The organism is Enterococcus sp. DIV1420a (assembly GCF_051712165.1).
GTDB lineage: Bacteria > Bacillota > Bacilli > Lactobacillales > Enterococcaceae > Enterococcus > Enterococcus faecalis.
In genome coordinates, this window is record NZ_JBIOOI010000001.1 from 1,023,286 (window position 1) to 1,044,546 (window position 21,261).

Sequence of the window (21,261 nt, forward strand, 5' to 3'; positions counted from 1 at the left end):
TCTTTTTAAGGAGGAAACTATGTCGTTATCATTACGGGAAGTCAGCCAATTATTATGTCAGTTAAAGGTATTAGATCAAAAAATTACCAAAGTTTTTGAAGAGCAAGTTGGCTTGAGTTTGACTCGTTATGAGTTGCTGATGATTTTAAAAGAACGTCAGCCGTGTCTTCAAACGGAGATTCAAGAACACTTAAAAATCGATAGTGGTGCGGTCACTCGCCATTTGAAAATTTTAGAAGAGAAACAGTATGTGACACGACAGCGAAATCCAGAAAATAATCGGGAAGTGCTAGTGCATTTAACAGAAAAAGCACAACAAGAACTACAGCAATGTACAGCCAAGCAACAAACGGTAACAGAAATTATTCCCAGTACATTTACAAAGGACGACTGTCGCCAATTAAAAGAACTTTTGACAAAACTAGATCAAAGCATTACAACGAAAGAGGTATGATAGAATGACAACATATACAACGAATGATTTTTCAGAGATTGTTTTTGGCCGCAAATCGGTTCGGGTGTACGATGAAACCCATAAAATTTCTCATGAAGAAATGTTAACAATGATTCAAGAAGCGACCACTGCCCCTTCTTCTGTTAACATGCAACCATGGCGTTTTGTCGTAGTGGAAAGTGAAGCAGGCAAAGAAAAATTAAAACCCTTAATTCGCTTTAATACGCGTCAAAATGAAACATCTTCTGCAATGCTCTTAATTTTTGGTGATCTAAACTGCCATGAGCGAGGAGAGGAAATTTACAATCAAGCCTATGCTAGTGGTAAAATGCCTAAAGAAGTACGGGACCAACAATTAGCAGCCATTATTCCCCATTATGAAAGTTTAAGCAGAGAACAAATGAATGACATCGTAAAAATTGATGCGAGTTTAGCAGCTATGCAATTTATGTTAGTGGCACGAGCTCACGGATATGAAACAAATCCAATCGGTGGTTTTGAAGCGGAAAAATTAGCCGAAACATTTGGTTTAGATCAAGAGCGCTATGTCCCAGTAATGATTTTATCTGTGGGTAAGGGCATGGAAACTGGCTATGAATCTGTTCGTTTAGCACCAGAAAAAATCACGACATTTGAATAGGCAATAAAAAATGACGGCGTACGCTTGCATTAACCAACTTTCTTAAAGAAAGTTGGTTAATGCAACAGCGATGCCGTCATTGTCGTTGGATAAAGTGACTTCCGTTGCGATGCTTTTAAGCTCGTCAACGGCGTTTTCCATAGCAATCCCCGTGCCGGCCCATTCCAACATTGTATAATCGTTGTGACCATCACCAAAAGCAATTACTTCTTCAGCAGCTATACCTAACTGTAGGGTTAGTTTTTCTAAAGAACGCGCTTTATCAATATTTTTTGCGGTAAATTCAAAATAGAAAGGAGCGGAAAAAGCAGCGGTGACGGTTTCTTTGAAAGGCGCGTAGATGGCCTCATGATATTTTTGTAAATAGGCGGGTTCACCAGCAATTAAAATTTTGTTCAAGGGAAAGTTTAGTCTGGCGGCTAAATCATGCCACTCACATAATTGAAAGTTGCCGCCCCGTGATTCATATTCAATAATATTAAAATCACCAGTCTCTAAATGTAAGGTGTTATGAAAAACATCATTGACATACATAAATGTTTCATCATTAATCATTGGAATTACGTCAAATTGTTTCAAATGTTCTAAAATTTGTTGACTCAATGATTTTGAAATTGTCTGGTTAAATAGTTGTTGCTGACTGCCATGATGGGTGACACAAGCGCCGTTATAGGAAAGTAAGTGTCCATTATAATGAGCCATCTCCAATTCATCTGCTAAGGGCCGCATACCGTTAGTCGGGCGGCCAGAAGCCAAAATCAGTGAGAGGCCTTGTTTTTGTGCAGCTACTAATGCTTGTCGCGTTTTTGGTGAAATCTTTTTTTCTGAAGTTAATAAGGTGCCATCAATATCCATTACAATTGCTTTGATTGCCATAATTGGCCTCCAATCCGAAGAGTTTCTTTCTTTTAGTATAAAAGTTTTTTCTATTAATGTAAACGGATTCTCTTGTGAGGTGTATAAAAGAATTATTTTACAAAAATCTATACTATTTTTTTGTGAAATTTCATATAATAGAAGTATTCTAATTATCTACATAGAGAGCGAGGGACAAGGAATATGAAGGAAAAAGAAATGCATTCGCTCTTTTTTAAACATAAGTTTGTGAAAGTAACTCCCTATTTACGTCGTTTTGGTCATCGTTTGAGTGGGATGATTATGCCAAATTTGAGTATTTTTATTGCGTGGAGCTTATTGTCTTTGGTGGCTGGCTATACGACAGGGAATCTACGGCTAGCTCTTTCTGAAATCGAAACGATAATGATTCGAGTTGTTTTACCGATTCTAATTGGTTTTACAGGCGGAAAAATGTTCGAGGAACAACGTGGCGGCGTTGTTGCTGCTATTGCGACAGTGGGCGTGATTGTTTCCACAGATGTTCCACAGTTGTTTGGTGCTATGTTTATTGGTCCTTTAGCAGGATATACTTTCGCCAAAATTGAACAAATTCTCTTACCGAAAGTTAAAGAAGGCTATGAGATGCTGACTAAAAACTTTTTAGCAGGAATTGTGGGAGGACTGCTTTGCTGTTTTGGTATTCTGGTTGTAGCTCCGGCTGTTGAAAGTGCTAGTTTTTGGCTGTATCAATTTTCTTCTTGGTTAATTGAAGCCAATCTTTTACCATTGGTTCACGTTTTCTTAGAGCCCTTAAAAGTGTTATTTTTTAATAATGCGATTAACCATGGCTTATTAACGCCTCTAGGTTTAGAAGGTGCTAGTCAAACAGGTCAGTCCATTTTATTTCTATTGGAAACAAACCCTGGACCAGGCGTGGGCGTTTTGGTTGCTTTTCTGCTGTTTGGGTCTGTAGGACAACGAAAAACAGCAGGAGGTGCCACCATGATTCAACTGATTGGGGGCATTCATGAAATTTATTTTCCGTTTGTTTTGATGGACCCGCGCTTATTTTTAGCAGTAATTGCTGGAGGAATGAGTGGTACGCTTGTTTTTCAAATATTTAATGTGGGGCTAAGTGCTCCAGCTTCGCCAGGTTCATTGGTTGCGATTTTAGCCAATGCCCCGACTGATGCGAGGCTGGCGGTTTTTAGCGGAATTTTTGTTAGCTTTCTGTGCTCTTTTGCAATAGCAAGCTTGTTATTAAAACGTCAACGAGGAATTGAACCAGTTTCAATGATAAAGATGAAGGAGAAGGAGGAAGACCAAGTGGAAACAGTCACACCTAACTATCAGCAAATTTTATTTGTTTGTGATGCAGGAATGGGCTCAAGTGCCATGGGGGCTAGTTTGCTGAGCCGACAATTAAAAGCTGTGGACTTGGAGATACCTGTGACTTACCAGTCCGTTCATCAGATGAAGTGGCAGCCTAAGACATTAGTGGTCATTCAAGCAGAATTGAAACAGTTAGCACAAAAGTACGTCCCAGAAAAGGATATGGTGAGTGTTCAAAATTTTTTAGAAATTAAATCCTATTACCCGCAAGTTTTAGCCAAACTGACTGCTTCTTCTCAAGAGCAATCTTCACTTGGTTCAGAGTCTACTGAAACGAACCCGACAAAACAAATACAGAAGCTTGTTTTTTTATATGCCGAGAATGTTCGAGGATCGCAAACAATGGGAATGGAATTATTGCGGCAACAAGCAGCGAAACAAGGAGTCGCGATTGAAGTATCTAAAGAACCACTGGAAACAGTCTTTTTTACCAAGGAGACAACCTACGTAGTGACTCGTGAACTGGCGCAAGCCTATCATTTAGATCTAACGCAACAAAATTTATACGTAGTTACTAGTTTTTTGAATAAGAAAGAGTATCAAGAATGGCTGGAAGGAGGAGCTGATAGATGTTTTTAACGACAAGAGAAACTGTTCTATTAACGGAATTAGTGAATAGTCCTACCCCCGTTTCAGTAAACCGCATGATGAATTTGTTAAAGGTTAGCCGCCGGACGGTATATCGTGAATTAGAAAATTTAGAAACCTCGCTAGCATCGATGGGCGCGACGTTGGAAAAAGTAGCTCGTGGGCGCTTTACGATTCAAGCAGATGAAGCAGCGATGACGGAAATTCAGGCTGCTATTTTAGGAGAAGAGACACAGGAACTTTCTACTTTGGCGCGGCAACATGCGATTTTATTGACATTACTTCAAACAAAAGAGCCAGTCTCTATGCATTATTTTCTGGAAACGTATTGTATTAGTAATACGACTTTTTATGCCGATATTAAACAATTAGAAACACGGATTGCTCGGATTCCGTTAACGATTTCTCGGAATCAAGGTTATGAAGTGACTGGTTCTGAAAAATATCGCCGTCTTCTAATGGCGAATATTCTAAGTATGGAAATTAATGAGTACCAATTTTTTCATTTTACCGAATTAACGACAAACGACCATTTTTTCTTTCAGTTTATTCATGCAGAACATTTAGCATTTGCACAAAAAATTGTTCAGCCAGAAGTAGAAACTTTATTTCCAGCATTAAGTGATCGTAAATTACAACATTTGATTTTAATGTTAACAATTGCGATGGATCGGGTCACTGCAGGTTTTTATTTAGCTGATGAGACCTATACTGGGCAGATGAATAAGGCCTTTCTAAATTGTTCTAAACGACTTTTTTCAAAAGTCGCTGCTGAAACGAAACAACTATACGCTGTCAGTGAGATTGTTTTTTTTGCTAGCTTATTAAGTGATTTTTCTAATTCTTTTGATGAAGATTTTTTTGATGAACATTTTGACACTCAGCTGGCTTATGAAGTGAAACAACTGATTGAAGCAGTAAGTCAAGAAACGGAAGTTAATTTTTTCGAAGATACCAATTTGTATAAAATGTTGTTGACGCATTTATCAGGTGTTTTTTCTCGGGCGGTTTTACAAGAAGAAGATTTAACGAATCCCATTTTAGAACGGATCATGAATCAATATCAAGAAATAGCTGCGGCTTTACGCCAAGCGTTGCCGCAAATTTTTCCGCAAAAGAATCTATCGGAAGAGGAAATTGCCTACATGGTACTTCATTTTGCCAATTCTTTAGAGCGGAGTCCCAAAATTATGGAAGTTGATATTGCTGGTTTTTCTCCTAGCGGTTTGGCTTCGACAAGTATGCTGGAAATGCGATTACGGCGCTACTTTCCTTTTATCAACCAGATTCATTTTTTTCGGATTGCGGATTTAGGTAAGGTGAATGTTGAGGAAAACTATGACTTAGTGATTTCCACTTCGTTATTACCAGGATACAATGGTAAATATAAATTGATCTCACCGTTACTTTTAGACGATGAAATCCGCCAATTGAAAGAAGAGTTTAAGCGGATTAGTCACGAAAAACGCTCGCTTAGGAAAGCGCCTGTGAAAAAAATAGGTGGCGAAGAAAGCTACGAAACGGTGGTCGCTTTCATGGAAGAAATTAGTAAACTATTAGAAACATTTTTCATAGCAGATTTAAATAATCAAGCGGATTTAGCAGAAACCGTTCAACAAGCTCTTGCGCAACTTTCCGCAGATTTAATCACCGATAGTGCAATCGTCTGTCAGCAATTGATGAAACGTTACGAGCAAGCGCCTATTGGGATTCCTCAGACGGAAATGGCCTTATTCCATACCTCAAGTACAGCAGTGACACAGCCTGTTTTTTGTATTTTTAATCTGGCCCAGCCACTTATGATTGAAGGTATGGATAAAAAGCCGATGCAGTTACAACGTATGTTACTCATGCTAGCGCCGATGCCGATTGATGAAACAATCGGGAAAATTTTAGGAAAAATCAGTGGTGCGATTATTATGAATGATTTAAATACAGAAATTTTTCATTCAGGAAATGAAGCCATTGTTTATCAGTTGCTTTCGTCATTATTAATTGAAGAAATGAAAGGCTAGGTGTTGAGAGATGTTTGAAATTACAGCGGAGCAAATAATGTTGAATCAATCATATGCTAGTTGGGAGGAAGCACTTGCAGCTTCTGGTGAATTACTGCTAAAAAATCAGTTGGTCACGCCTGACTATGTCAAAGCAATGTATCAACGTCAACAAAAAGTCAGCGTGTATATCGGTAACTTCGTGGCATTGCCTCATGCGGAAGGACAAGATGAACAAGTTTTAAAAGAAGGGATTTGCTTTATTCAAGTGCCTGATGGGGTCAACTTTGGTACGGAAGCAGATCGAAAAATAGCTACTTTGTTATTTGTCGTTGCTTTAAAAAGTCAACGGCAATTAAGCATGCTTCAAGAATTAGCTTTTTTCTGTTCAGATTTCGAAAACATTCAGCGGCTCAGTGATTGTCAAACAATAGATGAAGCGCAAAAAATTCTGACTCAAGCCTAAAGTTACGTCTGAAAAAATCAATTCAATTTGAAATTTTCAATAATTATTGAAATAATTTTATATTAAAAAATAAAATATTTTAATTTAAGAGATTAAACAAAAAAGATAAGAAGATTCCTTGACAAAAAATAGGCCCTATGATAAATTTAAGGTAACTTGTGACAAAGTCGTGCATGGATGCACTAAAAAGACACCCTATCAGTAGTAGGGTGTCTTTTTTTGCTGTTTAGACAGCAGCGGCTGGAAGCAACTTGTTTATTCCTCGTTCTGTTTTTCCAACCAAATGGTTACAAGTTTCAGGACAATCCCGACAAAAATCGGCACAAGAATTTTTGTGACAATCTCGTACATGTGATGCACCTCCTTTCGAGGCAAGTCGCCAATTTGAGTATAGCATAAAAAGTTGTTCATTTATTATTGAAATTATTATAAATGAAATAAGCACGTGTTTTCTGGTTTTCGTAACTAGAGAACACGTGCTTTTTTCTTTCAACTTTTGGCACAATGGTTTGTGCCAAAGTACGACTTTTTCCAGATTCGGAAAGCGGATACAATTTAGTCAACAAGAAAAGTTACTTGAGAGAAGGGGAATAAAAATGGAACAAGTACCAGAAAAAAATAAAGTATCAATTAAAGCAAAAGTCCAAAGACTTGGCAGTACCTTATCTAGCATGGTGATGCCCAATATCGGGGCGTTGATTGCGTGGGGCGTTTTGACAGCGCTATTTATCCCAGATGGATATCTGCCAAATAAAGCCTTTGCCACGATGGTTGGCCCAATGTTGACCTATTTAATTCCATTATTAATTGGCTACACTGGTGGGAAAGTAATAGCAGGTGATCGCGGTGCCGTAGTTGGCGCAATTGCGACAATGGGCGTGATTGTGGGAACCGATATTCCGATGATGCTAGGTGCCATGATTATGGGTCCACTTGGTGGCTTTACAATTAAGAAATTTGATCAGTATTTCCAACATCGGATTAAAGCTGGTTTTGAAATGTTAGTAAACAATTTTTCAGCTGGATTAATTGGTTTTGCGTTAGCTTTACTTGGTTTTTCAGCGATTGGCCCAATTGTCGATGCGCTGACTGCTGCAATGGCACGTGGTGTGGAAATCATTTTAAATGCTCATTTGATTCCATTAACGAGTATTTTTATTGAACCGGCAAAAGTGCTCTTTTTAAACAATGCGATTAATCATGGCATTTTAACACCCTTAGGGACAGAACAAGTCTTATCGGCTGGCAAATCAATTCTTTTCCTATTAGAAGCAAACCCTGGTCCTGGGTTAGGTGTCTTATTAGCATTTATGTTTTTTGGAAAAGGTGCGGCAAAATCTTCTGCGCCGGGAGCAATAATTATTCATTTCCTTGGTGGTATCCACGAAATTTACTTCCCATATGTAATGATGAAACCGTTATTATTCTTATCGGTTATTGCAGGTGGCGCGACAGGTAGTTTGGTTTTCCAAACGTTAGATGCTGGTTTACGTGCGCCCGCTTCCCCAGGCTCCATTATAGCTATTTTAGCGATGACACCAATGGGTTCTTACTTACCAGTTATTTTAGGTGTTTTGGCAGCAACTGCTGTTTCCTTTGCAGTATCCGCAGTCATTTTAAAAGCAGATGCGAAAGAAGAAAGTGATGAATTTGCCCAAAAAGTGAAAGAAACCCAAGCTGCTAAAGCAGCATCAAAAGGATTAACTGTCACAAATGGTAGTGCTTCATTGTCAGGAATTCAACAAATTATTTTTGCTTGTGATGCTGGGATGGGCTCTAGTGCAATGGGTGCGTCTATCTTACGGAAAAAGGTCCAAGAGGCTGGTTTAGTACAAACTGTGACGAATCGGGCCATTAATAATTTGACCGATGAGGGAAATACATTGATTGTCACACAAGCGGAATTGCAAGAACGGGCCAAACAGAAAGCACCTAATGCAACCTTTGTAGCAGTTGAAAACTTCTTGAACTCACCACGTTATGATGAAATTGTGGCTGAACTATCAGGTACCAAAGAAAAAAACGACGCACAACCAACAGCCTTCAAAGCAACACCTGCTTCTGAAATTGAGGGAGATTTAGCAAATGTCAATGAAATTCTTTTGGTTCACGATGACCGTGTCGGGTCAGCAACGATGGGAATGAAAGTCTTAGAAGAAATTTTAGATAAAGAGAAAATTTCAATGCCGATTCGAAAAATTAATATTAATGAATTAACTCAACAAACACAGGCTTTAATTGTCACAAAAGCTGAACTAACGGAACAAGCCCGTAAAAAAGCACCGAAAGCGACACACTTATCAGTAAAAAGTATGGTTAATCCCCAAAAATATGAAACAGTGGTTTCGCTCTTAAAAGAAAGTGCCTAGAGAGGAAGAAAACAATGGAAAATCTTACGAATATTTCAATTGAATTAAATCAACAGTTTAATACAAAAGAAGAAGCTATTCGCTTTTGCGGCGAAAAACTAGTCGAGGCAGGCTGTGTTGAGCCCGCTTATATTGAAGCAATGATTGAAAGAGACCAATTGCTATCTGTTTATATGGGGAATTTTATTGCCATTCCTCATGGAACAGAAGAAGCCAAAAAATTAGTGAAAAAATCAGGAATCTGTGTAGTGCAAGTTCCAGAGGGTGTTAATTTTGGCACCGAAGAAGATGAAAAAATTGCTACCGTATTATTTGGGATTGCCGGAGTCGGTGAAGAACATTTGCAATTAGTCCAACAAATTGCACTTTATTGTAGTGATATGGATAACGTGGTGCAACTTGCCGATGCATTAAGTAAAGAAGAAATAACAGAAAATTTAGCCATTGCTTAAAGGAGAGAATAAGAATGAACGCAGTACATTTTGGAGCAGGAAATATTGGACGCGGCTTTATCGGCGAAATTTTAGCTAAAAACGGGTTTCATATTACGTTTGTGGATGTTAATGAAACCATCATTCAAGCGTTAAAAGAACGTAAAAGTTATACAATTGAATTGGCCGATGCCTCACATCAACAAATTAACGTTGAAAATGTGACCGGGTTAAATAACATGACAGAACCAGAAAAAGTAGTAGAAGCAATTGCGGAAGCCGATTTAGTCACGACGGCAATTGGTCCTAATATTTTACCAAGAATTGCTGAATTAATTGCTCAAGGAATTGATGCACGTGCCGAAGCAAATTGTCAAAAGCCGCTGGATATTATCGCTTGTGAAAATATGATTGGTGGTTCAACCTTTTTAGCAGAAGAAGTGGCCAAATATTTGAAAAACCCAGCTTATGCTGAACAATGGATTGGTTTTCCTGATGCGGCGGTTGATCGGATTGTTCCATTACAAAAACATGAAGACCCACTTTTTGTTCAAGTTGAGCCTTTTTGTGAATGGGTCATTGATGATACCAACCGAAAAGCCAAAGAGATTCAGTTAGAAGGTGTTCATTACGTTGCTGATTTAGAGCCGTATATTGAACGAAAATTATTTAGTGTAAACACTGGCCATGCTACAGTTGCCTATACAGGGGCGTTGTTAGGCTATCAAACCATTGACGAAGCGATGCAGGACGCCTTAGTGGTAGCACAACTCAAATCAGTTTTGCAGGAAACCGGTAAACTTTTAGTGGCTAAATGGAATTTTGATGAACAAGAACATGCAGCCTATATTGAAAAAATTATTCAACGTTTCCAAAATAAATATATTTCAGATGCTATTACACGTGTAGCACGGACACCAATCAGAAAATTAGGTGCGCAAGAACGGTTTATTCGACCAATCCGTGAATTACAGGAACGCAATCTAGTGTCGCCGCATTTATTAGCAATGATTGGTATTGTCTTTAATTATCATGATCCAGAAGATGAACAAAGCCGTCAATTACAGGAAATGCTTGACCAAGAAAGTGTTGATACAGTGATCGCTGAAGTAACGGGCATTGAAGATCCAGAAACGGTTAAAAATATTAAACAAAACGTAGAACGCTATGCGCGACCACAAGTAGCATAATAACAAAATCCTTCTACCAAGATACTTCACATTTCTTAATTTAAAGGAAAAAAACAACCGCTCGCTGATTAAAGTGAGGGGTTGTTTTTAACATATTGACTAAGTGGTTTTTGATAAAGCTCTCCTTTGAAGGCACCTGTATTGAAGTATTCAGCTAATTGGTAACCAATGAATGGGCCAGTAGTGAGTCCTGATGAACCAAGTCCGCTAGCAACCACAAGGTGGGGCATTTCTGGCAAAGGGCCAAAAAACGGAGCGAAATCAGATGTATAAGCACGTGTACCGACGCGGTAATGCATGGGTTGCTTAAAAAGCTGCTCTGCTTCTTTTAGAAATGGTGCAGTCCCAGAAGTTAGTTGTTGAAAAGCGCTAACAGTCTCTTCTAAATCCCAGGCTTGTTCATTTTCGTGGGTGGCACCTAATAAAATTTTTCCTTGATTAAAAGGAATTAAATCGGCTTCGCCATCTAACATAGCAACAGGCCATTGCTGACTGTTTGTAAAAGGGGTCTCGAAAACTAATAATTGTCCTTTTTGGGGACGAATGTCCACAGATAAATTTAAAGTAGCTAGTAATTCCTTTAAATGAGGACCAGGTGTTAAAGCGAGAAAATCAACGCTCTTTTTTTCTGAATTTGTGACAATTTCCCACCCTTGATTCAGTTGTCGAAAGTGCGCCCGTTGTGAACAAAAAGTGACCCCTTTGGTTTCGGCGCGTTTCTGAAGATGGTTTAGATAAGCTGGTCCATCTAGGCGACCGCCGCCAGAAATAAAAAGTGAGGGAGTTTCCTTAAGTAGCGGTAAGAACTTCGCTGTTTGAACCGCTGACAACATCGTGATTTCTCCAATTTCAGGTGCAGTTTGCTTACGCTCTTCTGCCAAATGGGCTAAGTCTGCCAAAGCAGCTGCCGGACGCAAAATGACTGTCCCTGATTGACGATAAATATCCTCCGTCAGCTGAAAATCTTTGACTAGCTTTGGAAATAGGGCAGCGCCCTCTCGCGCTAATTGGTACCATTTCTTATTCCGACGTTTGGATAGCCAAGGGGAAATAATCCCGGCGCTCGCTTTAGTCGCTTGGCCGAGCCCTTCATCATAAACGGTAATATCAAATTTTTGTGGATCTAAATAATTAGCTAACGTCATTCCGATAATGCCGCCGCCAATAATGGCAATTTTTTTCATGCTTCTTCTCTCCTTCGAACAGTTGTATTGTAACACAAAAAAACCGCCTCTAGACAGAGACGATTGGGAGATAACTTGTTAACGGGTCCTTCTGTGTGTGTAAATAGAATTGCCGCCTTCTAAAACGTGAACAATTTCTTGTGCCATTTCTGCCACAGGCACAGGATCATAGCCAATAAATAAGTTCTTTAAAAAGGGGATTTTCTTAAAAAAATAAATACATTTACTAAAAAGTATGGTGCCGGTACGTTCTTGACCTACAAGTAAACTAGGATAAAAAATCACTGCTTCGACGACTTCTTGGTGGATTAGTTCCTCCGCTGCCAATTTGGCATCCATATATTTTCTCAAAGGGAAAGGAACAGTATTGGCTGAAATAAATAAAAACTTAGCTGGCTTTTTTTGTTGTGCTAAAAAAGAGCTGATTTTTTTCACTGGCGTCAGAATTAGCCGTTGATAGGTTTTCTTTTTTCGTGGATTTTCAAATAAAATACCTACTGTATCAATGACCCAGTCAGCACGCTGGACTTGTTCTTGCCAATTCGTGTCACGAGTAACATCGGAGCATACCCACTGCACTTGGTGGCTCCAAGATGCGGAGAGCGTGGCAGGCTTTCCATGACGTGAAACACTGATGACTTGATGTTGGCGTTGGACTAAAATTTTCGCGATTTGTTGACCTAAAAAACCGCTACCGCCAAAAATAATGACTTTCATGGCAAGCCCTCACTTTCAATTGTTTCTTCTAGTGTACCTTAAATAAAAAAAGAAGCAAAAAATCTCGATTGCGTATAGTTTAGTTATAAATAACATAAAAATAACCTTTTTAGATTGTTGAAATACAAAGACCCAACAATGGTTATTTATTGTCGTGAAATAAATAAAAAAATGAACAAAAATGAAATAAATCAGACTAAAGGCCTAGAGAAATGCCCTTGTTTCTTGAATTCAAGCATGGTTAAATAGTTATAAGTGAACGACCGAGCAATTTAGTTTGTTGGGGAAAATAGACAGAATGAGGAGATGAAACGAAGAAAATGAAGAAGAAAACGATAATTATATTGGGGGCAGTTGCGGTAATTGCGGTTGGGGGCATCGTAACTGTGAATGCGTTAAATAAAAATGCACAACAAGTAGCTGTCAAGCAAGCGCCTAAAGATGACTGGGGAATTGACTATTTTGACGTTCCCGACTTGCAACAAATTTATATTAACGGTGTCATCCAACCGGAACAAATGGAAGCCTTTGCGCGTGATCAAAAAATAACAAAGGATCCAGAGATTAAGGTGAAAAACGGCGATGTCGTAGATGCAGGCACAGAATTATTTACTTATGAAGATGAGGCGGTCACAAAAGAAATTGAGGCACAACAAAATAGCTTAGCCAAATTAGAAACGAAGCGGGTGAATATCTATAATAAGTGGAATCGGGCCATTGATAAATTTAATAAAACTAAAGAAGAAGACCGCACGATGTCTGGTGATGATTTAAATGAACAATATCAAACAGAAGTCGATGCGGTAGATGAAGAGATTACCTTCACCAATGAAACCTTAGCGGATTTAGGAGCGAAGCAATATATTTCCACAAAGGCTAATTTCAAAGGTCGCGTATCAATTCCAGAAGTAAAAGATGCCAATTCACCGATTTTACGGTTAACTTCAGAAGATCTTTATTTAGCTGGAAAAGTGAATGAAAAGGACTTGACTAAAATTAGTGTTGGGCAAAAAGCTAAACTAACTTCTGTTTCCAACGATGTGGTTGTGGATGGCTCAATTTCTTACATCGATGATAATCCTCCTGAAGGCAACAGCGATGCCGCGAGTGGCAATCCAGAGGGCGGCACGACGATGTCTAGTTATAGCGTCAAAATTGCGTTGGCCAATTTAGACAAAGTTAAAAATGGCTACCATATGCAAGCAACCATTGATTTAGGCGATTTAGGGGCGATTGAGTTACCGAAAAAAGCGATTCAAAAAGAGGGTGAACAGGCCTACGTTTTAGTGAATGATTTTGGAACCATCATTCGTCGTGATGTCCAAGTCGGGCAAGAAAATGGCGACAAAATGGCGATTGAATCTGGCTTAGAATCAGCCGACCGAGTGGTTATTTCTTCAAAAAAACCAGTAAAAGTCGGTGACATTGTGGAATCAGATGCAGCGATTGCTTCTGATGAATCAGCAACCAACGAATCAATGACAGATGCGTCGAAATAGGAGGGCTTGATGGTGGAAGCAAACAATACAAATCAACCCCTCATTGAATTGCGGGACATTAACAAGTTCTATCCAGTAGGTAAGGAAAAACTACATGTTTTAAAAGAATTGAACTTGACCATCCATCAAGGAGAGTTCATTTTAATCATGGGGAAGTCCGGCAGCGGTAAGACAACGCTGATGAACATTATTGGTTTCTTGGATCGCTTAACAGACGGAAGCTATCATTTCTCAGGAACAGATGTTTCAAAATTGTCTGAAAATAAAAAATCAGCCTTTCGCAATGAATATCTAGGGTTTATTTTTCAACAATTTTTCTTGATTAATTCCTTAAATGTTAGTCAAAATGTTCAATTGCCCTGTGTTTATGAAGGGAAAAAAAGCCGCGCTGAGAAAAAAGCGATTGCTGAAAAATACCTAAAAATTGTCGGTTTGGAAACAAAAGCCAAATCAAAAGTTACTGAACTTTCTGGAGGACAGCAACAAAGAGTAGCCATTGCTCGTTCCTTGGTGAATGATCCATTATTGATTATGGCTGATGAACCGACTGGGGCATTGGATAGTGAAACGGGTACAGAAATCATGGAATTATTGAAAGAATTGAATGAACAGGGCAAAACAATTGTCATGGTGACACATGATGAAGATATGAAAAAATATGCCTCACGAGTGATTCATATGAAAGATGGTCGCTTTTTGGAAGAAGAGGTGATTAGATGATTGCTAATTTATTTGTTAGTACTTTTTTAAGCTTAAAGGCGCATAAGTTGCGGGTATTTTTAACGATGGTCGGGATTATTATTGGGATTACATCAGTCGTAACGATTTCTGCGCTAGGTGAAGGGATGAAGCGTCAAGTTGTGAAGGCATCCAGTGCAGTGAACGCGGATGTTTTGAAGATTCATTATACAATGTCGGATGGTAGCAGTGACAATTTTATGTCCTATGAAGAGCCAGATTATACGTTTAGCCGAGTGGACTTGAAAAAATTACAAGACATTCAAGGAATTGAAAGTATTTATCCTCAATATGGTGAATCAATGATGGGGGGCGGAGACAATTTGTTTGTACCAATGGATTATTTTGGGGCACAAGCGAATTTATCCATTACGTCGACTAAAGGGCAGAATGATATTTTATATGGTCGTGATTTTCAACCGAGCGATGCAAATACAGATGCGATTGTCTTAAATCATGATATCTTTGAAGCGCAAATTCGGCTTGATGATCCTAGCCAACTCATTGGAAAAGCTGTTTCAATTGGTGGTTATATGTACAAGGTGATTGGTATTTTAGCACCAAAAGATTTAGATAGTTTGGGTATGAACGATGATTGGGCAACTGCTATGAGCAGTTTTGTTTCTCGAGAATCATACAATAAATTAGCAAAAACAAAAGCAATTAGTGGCATCAATATTAAGGTTCGTGAGGGAGCGGACCGTGAAGCAATTTTAGGACAGGCAATCACCATTTTAAGTGAAAATCATCCTGAAGTGAAAGGAACGTTTAAAGAAAACGACCAAGACCAACAACTCCAACAACAAATGGAAGAAATGGTCACGGGTATGACAATGTTTCTGATGGCAATTACTGCAATCTCCCTATTAGTCGGGGGAATTGGCGTCATGAACATCATGTACGTGTCTGTCACGGAACGGAAACGAGAAATCGGGATTCGTCGGGCCATTGGTGCTAAACCACGAGTCATTTTATTCCAATTTTTAATGGAAGCAGCGTTTATCACATTGATTGGTGGTTTGATTGGTGTCGGCTGCGGCTATTTATTGGCAACTGTGGTCGGTGGGTATATTTCGATTACGCCAATTATTACGCCGTCCATCTTTGCTATTTCAACATTGGTTTCTGTCTTCACAGGTATCTTTTTCGGGATTATTCCAGCAATTGGTGCCTCGAGGATGGATCCGATTAAAGCGATTTATAATTAAAAAGAAGAGCTTGGTAGTCACATCTTTTTTGATGATCCTATCAAGCTCGCTTTTTTATTTCATGTCACTAAGAATTTTCTGAATCAATTCTTGTTGAAACTCTTTGGTATATTGTTCGGTGAGTTTCGCTTGTTCTTCTTGGGACATTGATGGATTCGCCATCATAGCAGCCATCATTTTTTTGCCAACTGTTTCAGTCCCTTCTTTTTTGATATCAGCGGCATGTTGTTCCATATATTCGCCTAATTTTTTTGCTTGATCAGCACTTAAAACTAGCCAGTCACTAGCAACGTTGAAGGTGTTTTCTTGTTTTGCAAATTGGTTATCGTTGTCAGCAAGGCCAAATAGTGTTTTGGCCCAGGACTCTTGATAGGACCATTTCGTCGTTTTTTGGACTAATGTGGATTTTTGAGCATCTTTTTGAACTGTGTTTGTGACGTTTTCCGTTCCTGTTTTTTGTAGTTTCTTTTTATCTGGTGTGTTATATAAATAAACTTTTTCGGAACCATCGCCCAACGGCTGGTACAATAACATGTTGGGGCCATCTTTGCTTGAACTACTGCTTTTTAGTTCAAACGTTTTGTCCTGAGTAACTTCGGTCATACCAAAATGATCTTTATCGTTTAAAACGATAAGACTTAACGAAGCTAAGAACCCTAAACCAAAAATAACCATACAGCATTTATGCCAAACTTTTCGGCCAAATACATTCGTATAGGCAAAGCCTAACACGCAAAGGATTAAAAGGAAAATAATCATTATTTCATTGCACCTACTTCCTTAACAGGCATCGCTTCTTTTTTATTTAAGAAGAAAGTAATCGCCAAGCCGAGAACGCCAAAGATTGTTGCCACGAAGAAGGCTGCGTGATAACCGTTTAGTGTTGCGTTTGTTGCTTGGTCGCGATAAGTGAGTGGGGCTGTTTTTAATAAGTCCGATGCAGGTAAGCCGTCTTTGGTAACATTTGTTAAAACACTAATCAAAACAGCTGTTCCAATTGAGCTGGCTACTTGTCGGAAGGTGTTGTTTACAGCAGTTCCGTGACTTAATAAATTCATTGGTAAAGCATTCATGCCAGAAGTTGTCACAGGCATCATGACCATCGAAATACCAAACATCCGAATCGCATATAGGACAATGATATAAATAATAGGTGTTGCTTTTGTTAAGAAAGCAAACGGTAACGTTGCAGCTGTTAAAATAAACATCCCGGTAATCGCAAGACGACGGGCACCAATTTTATCAAAAATGCGACCCGTTACTGGCATCATAAGTCCCATGACTAACGCTCCTGGTAAAAGCATTAACCCTGAATGGAAGGCAGATTCGCCACGAATATTTTGGATATACAAAGGTAAAACCATTTCGGCACCAATCATTGCCATGTTGGTTACGCCAGATAAAATGGCCGCAACAGTAAAGACTTTTGATTTAAAAACGCGTAGTTCTAAGAAAGGTTGTTCTAAATGCAATTGTCGATATGTAAAAAGACATAAAACAATCGCACCAACAATTAAGAATCCATAGACTTGTGGGCTACCCCAACCTTTATCACCAACGCTTGAGAAGCCGTAAAGTAAGCTACCAAAGCCGAGAGTAGAAAGAATGACCGATAAGACATCGATACTTGGATTAGATAATTGAATGACATTTTTCATTAAAAATGAAGCTAAAATTAGGACTAAAACGACAATTGGAATGACCATCCCAAAAAGGTCACGCCATGTATAAGAATCAATAATCCAACCAGATAATGTTGGACCTAAAGCGGGTGCTAATCCGATAACAATTCCCGTTGTGCCCATGGCAGCGCCACGTTTTTCAGGCGGGAAAATTGAAAGCATAATTGTTTGTAAAAGAGGCATAGATACGCCGACCCCTGCGGCTTGAACAAGACGTCCAGTCAATAACATGCCGAAGTCTTGCGCTACAAAACAGATGATGGTTCCGATTAAGAACGTTGACATCGCTGTTATGTATAATTTTTTTGAACTGAATTTGTTAATCAACCAAGCACTGATGGGAATCATAATGCCGTTCACAAGTAGGAATCCAGTGGTTAGCCACTGTACACTTGAAGCTGAGATATCAAATTCTTTCATTAATGTAGGTAAGGCCGTCGTTAAAAGTGTTTGGTTTAAAATTGTACAAAATGTTCCGATTAGTAAAACACCGACTAGTAACGACCGGTTATAAGGTTTTCCGTGAATATCCACAGGTTGTTGTGAAGTCACATATATCGCTCCTTTTTCTGTAAGTTTCAAATTAAATTGCATTAACTACTTTACAACTAATTAGAATCTTTGTCAACTTACTTGACAAAGGTGTAAAAAAAACTACAATTAAGGAAAGGATAAGGGAAAGGAAGTTAAACTAATGTGGTCAAAAATGATTCAGCGTTTGTTAAATGAAGAAAATTTGTTGATAGGAATTAGTGAACTAAGTGAAATTGCTGAAGTTTCGCCACGTCAACTTCGTTATTGGGAAGAAAAAGGGTATATTTCTTCTATTGCGAAAGACGCAAACGGTCCACGGAAATATCGGTTACATACAGTCGTCAAAGTGCATTGGATCAAGCGTTTTTTAGATGAAGGATATACGTTACAAAGTGCGGTGGAAAAAGCAGAAGAGCAGCATCGTAATGTGGGGATGACGAAAAAAATCTTTAGTCAAATGTTTCATGGTATCTCAGAAGTTTGTCCCAATTACGTAGCGATTGATTTGGGCGATTTCGATGAAGAACAAAAATTATATGTTGTATTTAATGAAACCACAGAAGTCAGTGAGTATCTTTTAATTCCTAAGGATGCAGATGTTTCTGATGAGTTAAAGAAAAGAAAATAAGAATGAAATAGGACTGGGAGAAAGACCTGAAGTGAAAGTAAAACGTTACTGAATGAATCTTCGAGTTCTTTTTTTCTTGCAATTTCTTTATTTTTCTATATAATTTCTTATATGGAAAAGGAGGGTTTCGATGAAAGAAACAAAACCTTACGGAACAGTCTTGTTAAAAGCGGCTAAAATCATGGACTGTCTAAGTTTACAACCCGATCAAACCTTACAGGAAATTGCAAAGAATACCGAAATGACGGCATCAACGGCAATCAAAATTTTAGAAACCTTAACATTAATTGGCTATGTTCAAAAAGACACGAACAAGACGTACCGCTTAGGAACAAAATTGATTCGCTATGCGAATCAAAGTGTGGAGCAAATCGATTTAGCTGAAATTGCGGTACCTTATTTAGAAAACCTTCAAAATACGGTCGATGAAACCATTCATTTAGGGATTTTAAATAATAATGAAATTCTGTATATCAATAAATTAGAACCGAAAAATCAAACGATTCGCATGTCCTCGAAAGTGGGAATTACTCGACCTTTGTATAATTCGGCCATGGGTAAAGCCGTTTTAGCAGAATTTTCGGAAGAACAAGTGCAACAATATTTAGACACGCAGACATTAATTCCCTATACCGAAAATACGATTACCAATCCCTTGCGTTTGAAAAAAGAATTAAAACAAGTGCAACAAACGGGGGTTGCTTACGATGATGAAGAAATTGAACAAGATATTTTCTGTAGCGGAGTATCTTTAATGAAAGATGGCGAAATTGCGGGTGCTTTTAGTGTAAGCATGCCGAAATATCGTTTGACAGAGGAAAATAAAACGACGATTAATCAAGCCCTTTTGGCAACAAAAGCAGCGATTGAAGCGAAATTATAGTAGAAAAAGAAAGACAAACAAAAGTCGATTGGGATTTTTGTTTGTCTTTCTTTTTTTATTTTTGTAAAAACGTTTGCATTTTCTTTTTTTATCTGTATAATGAAGTTGTGAATTTCTTTATAATAAATATATATTTCTAAATAAGAAATGAGGGAGTCTGTTGAAGCGAGTATCAATTTTACAAAAATTAGAAAATGCTGGCGTGATTGCTGTGGTTCGCGGAAAGACAAAAGAGGAAGCGCTAAAAGCTAGTCAAGCCATTGTAGCAGGCGGTATGCGGGGGATTGAGTTAACCTTTACTGTTCCTCAAGCAACAGAAGTGATTCAGGAATTAGTTGCGTTATACCAAGAGAATCCTGACGTAGTCATTGGTGCGGGGACAGTTTTGGATGCTACGACTGCTCGTTTAGCTATTGTAGCAGGGGCTGAATATATTGTGAGTCCAAGCTTCGATGAAGAAACCGCTAAAATTTGCAATTTATATCAAGTTCCTTACTTGCCAGGCTGTATGACCATCACAGAAATGAAAGAAGCACTGAAAAGCGGAGCAGATATTATTAAACTATTTCCGGGAAGTGTTTATGGACCGAGTGTTATTTCAGCATTTAAAGCGCCATTGCCTCAGTTAAATATTATGCCAACGGGTGGTGTCAGTTTGGAAAATATGGCCGAGTGGTTCGCTGCAGGTGTGACGGCCGTCGGTGTTGGTGGCAATCTGTTAGCGCCAGCAGCAACTGGGGATTTTGAAAAAGTTCGTGAGGTTGCCCAAGCCTATATGGAAAAATTCCAAGCAATCAAAGGGGTGTAGGCACATGGGGAAAGTCGTAACATTGGGAGAAATCATGTTGCGTTTGTCTACGCCTGTCGGAATACGCGTAGCACAAACAGAAAATTTCGCTGTACATTACGGCGGTGGTGAAGCGAATGTAGCGATTTCGTTAGCGAACTATGGCCACCAAGTGACTTTTGCTAGTAAAGTGCCCGATAATTCATTAGGAGAAGCCGCAAAAAAGCATTTAAGTCGTTATGGGGTTTCAACGGAATTTGTACGAACTGGCGGAACACGTCTAGGAACGTATTACTTGGAAACTGGTACAGGAGAACGAGCAGCCAGTGTTGTCTATGATCGCGCCTATTCAAGCTTTGCTCAAATCGAAGAAATGGAATGGGACTTACATGAGCTGTTTTCAGGAGTAGAGATCTTTCATATTTCAGGAATTACAGCGGCGTTATCAAAAACGTGGCAAAGTATGACGGTTGCGCTAGTTAAAGCAGCGAAGCAAGCAGGGTGCCAAGTAAGTTTTGACATTAATTATCGAGGGAAACTTTGGTCCCAGAAAGAAGCGAGCGTGGCATTGAAGTCCATTCTTCCATTTGTTGATATTTGTTCAGCTGGGGTATTAGATGCTCGTTATTTATTGGAGATTCCAGAACCAGAGGAAGAACTTGAAGACGCATTAACGTGGTACTACCGAAAAATGCAAGAACGTTATCCCAACATTCAAGTATTTTATTCAACCAAACGTCAAGTTCATTCAGCGACAGATAATGAATTAATCGGAACGCTATGGTACAAAGGTGCGTATTATACGTCCAAATGTCATCGATTACAACCGATTGTTGACCGTGTCGGTGCCGGTGATGCGTTTGCTGGTGGGGTTTTACATGGCATATTAGCTGCCTATGATCCACAAACCTGCATTGATTTTGCGACAGCGGCTAGTGCGTTAAAACATACTGTCCATGGTGATTGTAATCAATTTAGTCAAAAAGAAGTCCTTGCTTTTTTGGCAACGGGCTCAGGAAAAATAAATAGATAGGAGATTT

Annotated in this window: 21 protein-coding genes; 15 read left to right on the plus strand and 6 right to left on the minus strand. The window is 38.9% G+C overall.

The window, feature by feature from the left end; genetic code table 11:
• Positions 1-19 precede the first annotated feature (19 nt).
• A complete protein-coding gene (locus tag IGI80_RS05185) occupies positions 20-454 on the plus strand; it encodes a MarR family winged helix-turn-helix transcriptional regulator (RefSeq protein WP_002362972.1) in 435 nt (144 codons plus the stop codon).
• A gap of 4 nt (positions 455-458) precedes the next feature.
• Positions 459-1,094: a nitroreductase family protein gene (locus IGI80_RS05190; protein ID WP_002358386.1), complete on the plus strand. Its 636-nt coding sequence runs from the start codon at positions 459-461 to the stop codon at positions 1,092-1,094.
• A gap of 42 nt (positions 1,095-1,136) precedes the next feature.
• Here IGI80_RS05190 and IGI80_RS05195 read toward each other — a convergent pair whose 3' ends face one another.
• Positions 1,137-1,970 (minus strand): Cof-type HAD-IIB family hydrolase, encoded by an 834-nt coding sequence (locus IGI80_RS05195; protein WP_033592724.1) that lies wholly within the window; start codon positions 1,968-1,970, stop codon positions 1,137-1,139.
• A 183-nt stretch (positions 1,971-2,153) separates the two neighbouring features.
• Between IGI80_RS05195 and IGI80_RS05200 the strand changes: the two genes are divergently transcribed.
• From IGI80_RS05200 to IGI80_RS05210, 3 genes are read left to right on the plus strand one after another with little or no spacing between them, the layout of a single operon-like run.
• Entirely contained in the window at positions 2,154-3,902 is a 1,749-nt protein-coding gene (locus tag IGI80_RS05200) for a PTS transporter subunit EIIC (RefSeq protein ID WP_438722755.1), read from the plus strand.
• Positions 3,893-5,926 (plus strand): BglG family transcription antiterminator, encoded by a 2,034-nt coding sequence (locus IGI80_RS05205; protein WP_438722757.1) that lies wholly within the window; start codon positions 3,893-3,895, stop codon positions 5,924-5,926. The genes IGI80_RS05200 and IGI80_RS05205 overlap by 10 nt, the downstream gene beginning before the upstream one ends.
• Before the next feature lie 10 nt (positions 5,927-5,936).
• On the plus strand, positions 5,937-6,371 hold the full coding sequence (locus IGI80_RS05210; RefSeq protein WP_033598702.1) for a PTS sugar transporter subunit IIA: 435 nt from the start codon (positions 5,937-5,939) through the stop codon (positions 6,369-6,371).
• Between the two features lie 255 nt (positions 6,372-6,626).
• Here IGI80_RS05210 and IGI80_RS05215 read toward each other — a convergent pair whose 3' ends face one another.
• The gene (locus IGI80_RS05215; protein ID WP_015543884.1) at positions 6,627-6,722 is read right to left on the minus strand and encodes a type I toxin-antitoxin system Fst family toxin; all 96 of its coding nucleotides are present in this window, start codon (positions 6,720-6,722) and stop codon (positions 6,627-6,629) included.
• A gap of 245 nt (positions 6,723-6,967) precedes the next feature.
• Between IGI80_RS05215 and IGI80_RS05220 the strand changes: the two genes are divergently transcribed.
• Genes IGI80_RS05220 through IGI80_RS05230 form a run of 3 tightly spaced genes read left to right on the plus strand, consistent with a single transcriptional unit; the run spans position 6,968 to position 10,361 of the window.
• Positions 6,968-8,740: a PTS mannitol-specific transporter subunit IIBC gene (locus tag IGI80_RS05220; RefSeq protein ID WP_002380023.1), complete on the plus strand. Its 1,773-nt coding sequence runs from the start codon at positions 6,968-6,970 to the stop codon at positions 8,738-8,740.
• A 14-nt stretch (positions 8,741-8,754) separates the two neighbouring features.
• The gene (locus tag IGI80_RS05225) at positions 8,755-9,192 is read left to right on the plus strand and encodes a PTS sugar transporter subunit IIA (RefSeq protein WP_002355279.1); all 438 of its coding nucleotides are present in this window, start codon (positions 8,755-8,757) and stop codon (positions 9,190-9,192) included.
• Positions 9,193-9,206: 14 nt separating this feature from the next.
• Positions 9,207-10,361, plus strand: a complete 1,155-nt coding sequence (locus tag IGI80_RS05230; protein ID WP_002355280.1) for a mannitol-1-phosphate 5-dehydrogenase — start codon at positions 9,207-9,209, stop codon at positions 10,359-10,361.
• 68 nt (positions 10,362-10,429) lie between these two features.
• Here IGI80_RS05230 and IGI80_RS05235 read toward each other — a convergent pair whose 3' ends face one another.
• Together IGI80_RS05235 and IGI80_RS05240 are read right to left on the minus strand one after the other, a co-directional pair.
• Positions 10,430-11,545: an NAD(P)/FAD-dependent oxidoreductase gene (locus IGI80_RS05235; protein ID WP_002355281.1), complete on the minus strand. Its 1,116-nt coding sequence runs from the start codon at positions 11,543-11,545 to the stop codon at positions 10,430-10,432.
• 78 nt (positions 11,546-11,623) lie between these two features.
• On the minus strand, positions 11,624-12,262 hold the full coding sequence (locus IGI80_RS05240; RefSeq protein WP_002366098.1) for an NAD(P)H-binding protein: 639 nt from the start codon (positions 12,260-12,262) through the stop codon (positions 11,624-11,626).
• A gap of 320 nt (positions 12,263-12,582) precedes the next feature.
• Between IGI80_RS05240 and IGI80_RS05245 the strand changes: the two genes are divergently transcribed.
• Genes IGI80_RS05245 through IGI80_RS05255 form a run of 3 tightly spaced genes read left to right on the plus strand, consistent with a single transcriptional unit; the run spans position 12,583 to position 15,707 of the window.
• The gene (locus IGI80_RS05245) at positions 12,583-13,761 is read left to right on the plus strand and encodes an efflux RND transporter periplasmic adaptor subunit (RefSeq protein WP_438722760.1); all 1,179 of its coding nucleotides are present in this window, start codon (positions 12,583-12,585) and stop codon (positions 13,759-13,761) included.
• A 9-nt stretch (positions 13,762-13,770) separates the two neighbouring features.
• Positions 13,771-14,481 carry an ABC transporter ATP-binding protein gene (locus tag IGI80_RS05250; RefSeq protein WP_002383683.1) on the plus strand — a complete coding sequence of 237 codons (711 nt, stop codon included), beginning with the start codon at positions 13,771-13,773 and terminating at the stop codon, positions 14,479-14,481.
• A complete protein-coding gene (locus IGI80_RS05255; protein ID WP_002355288.1) occupies positions 14,478-15,707 on the plus strand; it encodes an ABC transporter permease in 1,230 nt (409 codons plus the stop codon). The genes IGI80_RS05250 and IGI80_RS05255 overlap by 4 nt, the downstream gene beginning before the upstream one ends.
• A gap of 54 nt (positions 15,708-15,761) precedes the next feature.
• On the opposite strand, the gene IGI80_RS05260 is transcribed toward IGI80_RS05255, so the two are convergent.
• On the minus strand, positions 15,762-16,466 hold the full coding sequence (locus IGI80_RS05260) for a DUF4811 domain-containing protein (protein WP_002385352.1): 705 nt from the start codon (positions 16,464-16,466) through the stop codon (positions 15,762-15,764).
• Positions 16,466-17,983, minus strand: coding sequence for an MDR family MFS transporter (locus tag IGI80_RS05265; RefSeq protein WP_002385351.1), 1,518 nt, complete (start codon positions 17,981-17,983; stop codon positions 16,466-16,468). The genes IGI80_RS05260 and IGI80_RS05265 overlap by 1 nt, the downstream gene beginning before the upstream one ends.
• 100 nt (positions 17,984-18,083) lie before the next feature.
• Here IGI80_RS05265 and IGI80_RS05270 point away from each other — a divergent pair, with 100 nt between their 5' ends.
• The 4 genes from IGI80_RS05270 (at position 18,084) to IGI80_RS05285 (ending at position 21,254) form a co-directional block, all read left to right on the plus strand.
• Positions 18,084-18,551, plus strand: coding sequence for a MerR family transcriptional regulator (locus IGI80_RS05270; protein WP_002383688.1), 468 nt, complete (start codon positions 18,084-18,086; stop codon positions 18,549-18,551).
• A gap of 130 nt (positions 18,552-18,681) precedes the next feature.
• The gene (locus IGI80_RS05275; protein WP_002355294.1) at positions 18,682-19,434 is read left to right on the plus strand and encodes an IclR family transcriptional regulator; all 753 of its coding nucleotides are present in this window, start codon (positions 18,682-18,684) and stop codon (positions 19,432-19,434) included.
• A 160-nt stretch (positions 19,435-19,594) separates the two neighbouring features.
• On the plus strand, positions 19,595-20,242 hold the full coding sequence (locus IGI80_RS05280; protein ID WP_002367887.1) for a bifunctional 4-hydroxy-2-oxoglutarate aldolase/2-dehydro-3-deoxy-phosphogluconate aldolase: 648 nt from the start codon (positions 19,595-19,597) through the stop codon (positions 20,240-20,242).
• Between the two features lie 4 nt (positions 20,243-20,246).
• Complete coding sequence (locus tag IGI80_RS05285) at positions 20,247-21,254, plus strand: sugar kinase (RefSeq protein WP_002403812.1); 1,008 nt, start codon at positions 20,247-20,249, stop codon at positions 21,252-21,254.
• Positions 21,255-21,261: the final 7 nt, after the last annotated feature.

Excerpts from the sequence above, each read along its gene's own strand:
- IGI80_RS05230 (WP_002355280.1), top strand. The coding sequence starts at position 9,207 with ATGAACGCAGTACATTTTGGAGCAGGAAATATTGGACGCGGCTTTATC.
- IGI80_RS05285 (WP_002403812.1), top strand. The coding sequence starts at position 20,247 with ATGGGGAAAGTCGTAACATTGGGAGAAATCATGTTGCGTTTGTCTACG.
- IGI80_RS05190 (WP_002358386.1), top strand. The coding sequence starts at position 459 with ATGACAACATATACAACGAATGATTTTTCAGAGATTGTTTTTGGCCGC.
- IGI80_RS05205 (WP_438722757.1), top strand. The coding sequence starts at position 3,893 with ATGTTTTTAACGACAAGAGAAACTGTTCTATTAACGGAATTAGTGAAT.
- IGI80_RS05225 (WP_002355279.1), top strand. The coding sequence starts at position 8,755 with ATGGAAAATCTTACGAATATTTCAATTGAATTAAATCAACAGTTTAAT.
- IGI80_RS05265 (WP_002385351.1), bottom strand. The coding sequence starts at position 17,983 with ATGCAATTTAATTTGAAACTTACAGAAAAAGGAGCGATATATGTGACT.
- IGI80_RS05260 (WP_002385352.1), bottom strand. The coding sequence starts at position 16,466 with ATGATTATTTTCCTTTTAATCCTTTGCGTGTTAGGCTTTGCCTATACG.
- IGI80_RS05215 (WP_015543884.1), bottom strand. The coding sequence starts at position 6,722 with ATGTACGAGATTGTCACAAAAATTCTTGTGCCGATTTTTGTCGGGATT.
- IGI80_RS05240 (WP_002366098.1), bottom strand. The coding sequence starts at position 12,262 with ATGAAAGTCATTATTTTTGGCGGTAGCGGTTTTTTAGGTCAACAAATC.
- IGI80_RS05235 (WP_002355281.1), bottom strand. The coding sequence starts at position 11,545 with ATGAAAAAAATTGCCATTATTGGCGGCGGCATTATCGGAATGACGTTA.
- IGI80_RS05210 (WP_033598702.1), top strand. The coding sequence starts at position 5,937 with ATGTTTGAAATTACAGCGGAGCAAATAATGTTGAATCAATCATATGCT.
- IGI80_RS05195 (WP_033592724.1), bottom strand. The coding sequence starts at position 1,970 with ATGGCAATCAAAGCAATTGTAATGGATATTGATGGCACCTTATTAACT.
- IGI80_RS05255 (WP_002355288.1), top strand. The coding sequence starts at position 14,478 with ATGATTGCTAATTTATTTGTTAGTACTTTTTTAAGCTTAAAGGCGCAT.
- IGI80_RS05245 (WP_438722760.1), top strand. The coding sequence starts at position 12,583 with ATGAAGAAGAAAACGATAATTATATTGGGGGCAGTTGCGGTAATTGCG.
- IGI80_RS05275 (WP_002355294.1), top strand. The coding sequence starts at position 18,682 with ATGAAAGAAACAAAACCTTACGGAACAGTCTTGTTAAAAGCGGCTAAA.
- IGI80_RS05185 (WP_002362972.1), top strand. The coding sequence starts at position 20 with ATGTCGTTATCATTACGGGAAGTCAGCCAATTATTATGTCAGTTAAAG.
- IGI80_RS05200 (WP_438722755.1), top strand. The coding sequence starts at position 2,154 with ATGAAGGAAAAAGAAATGCATTCGCTCTTTTTTAAACATAAGTTTGTG.
- IGI80_RS05270 (WP_002383688.1), top strand. The coding sequence starts at position 18,084 with ATGTGGTCAAAAATGATTCAGCGTTTGTTAAATGAAGAAAATTTGTTG.
- IGI80_RS05250 (WP_002383683.1), top strand. The coding sequence starts at position 13,771 with ATGGTGGAAGCAAACAATACAAATCAACCCCTCATTGAATTGCGGGAC.
- IGI80_RS05220 (WP_002380023.1), top strand. The coding sequence starts at position 6,968 with ATGGAACAAGTACCAGAAAAAAATAAAGTATCAATTAAAGCAAAAGTC.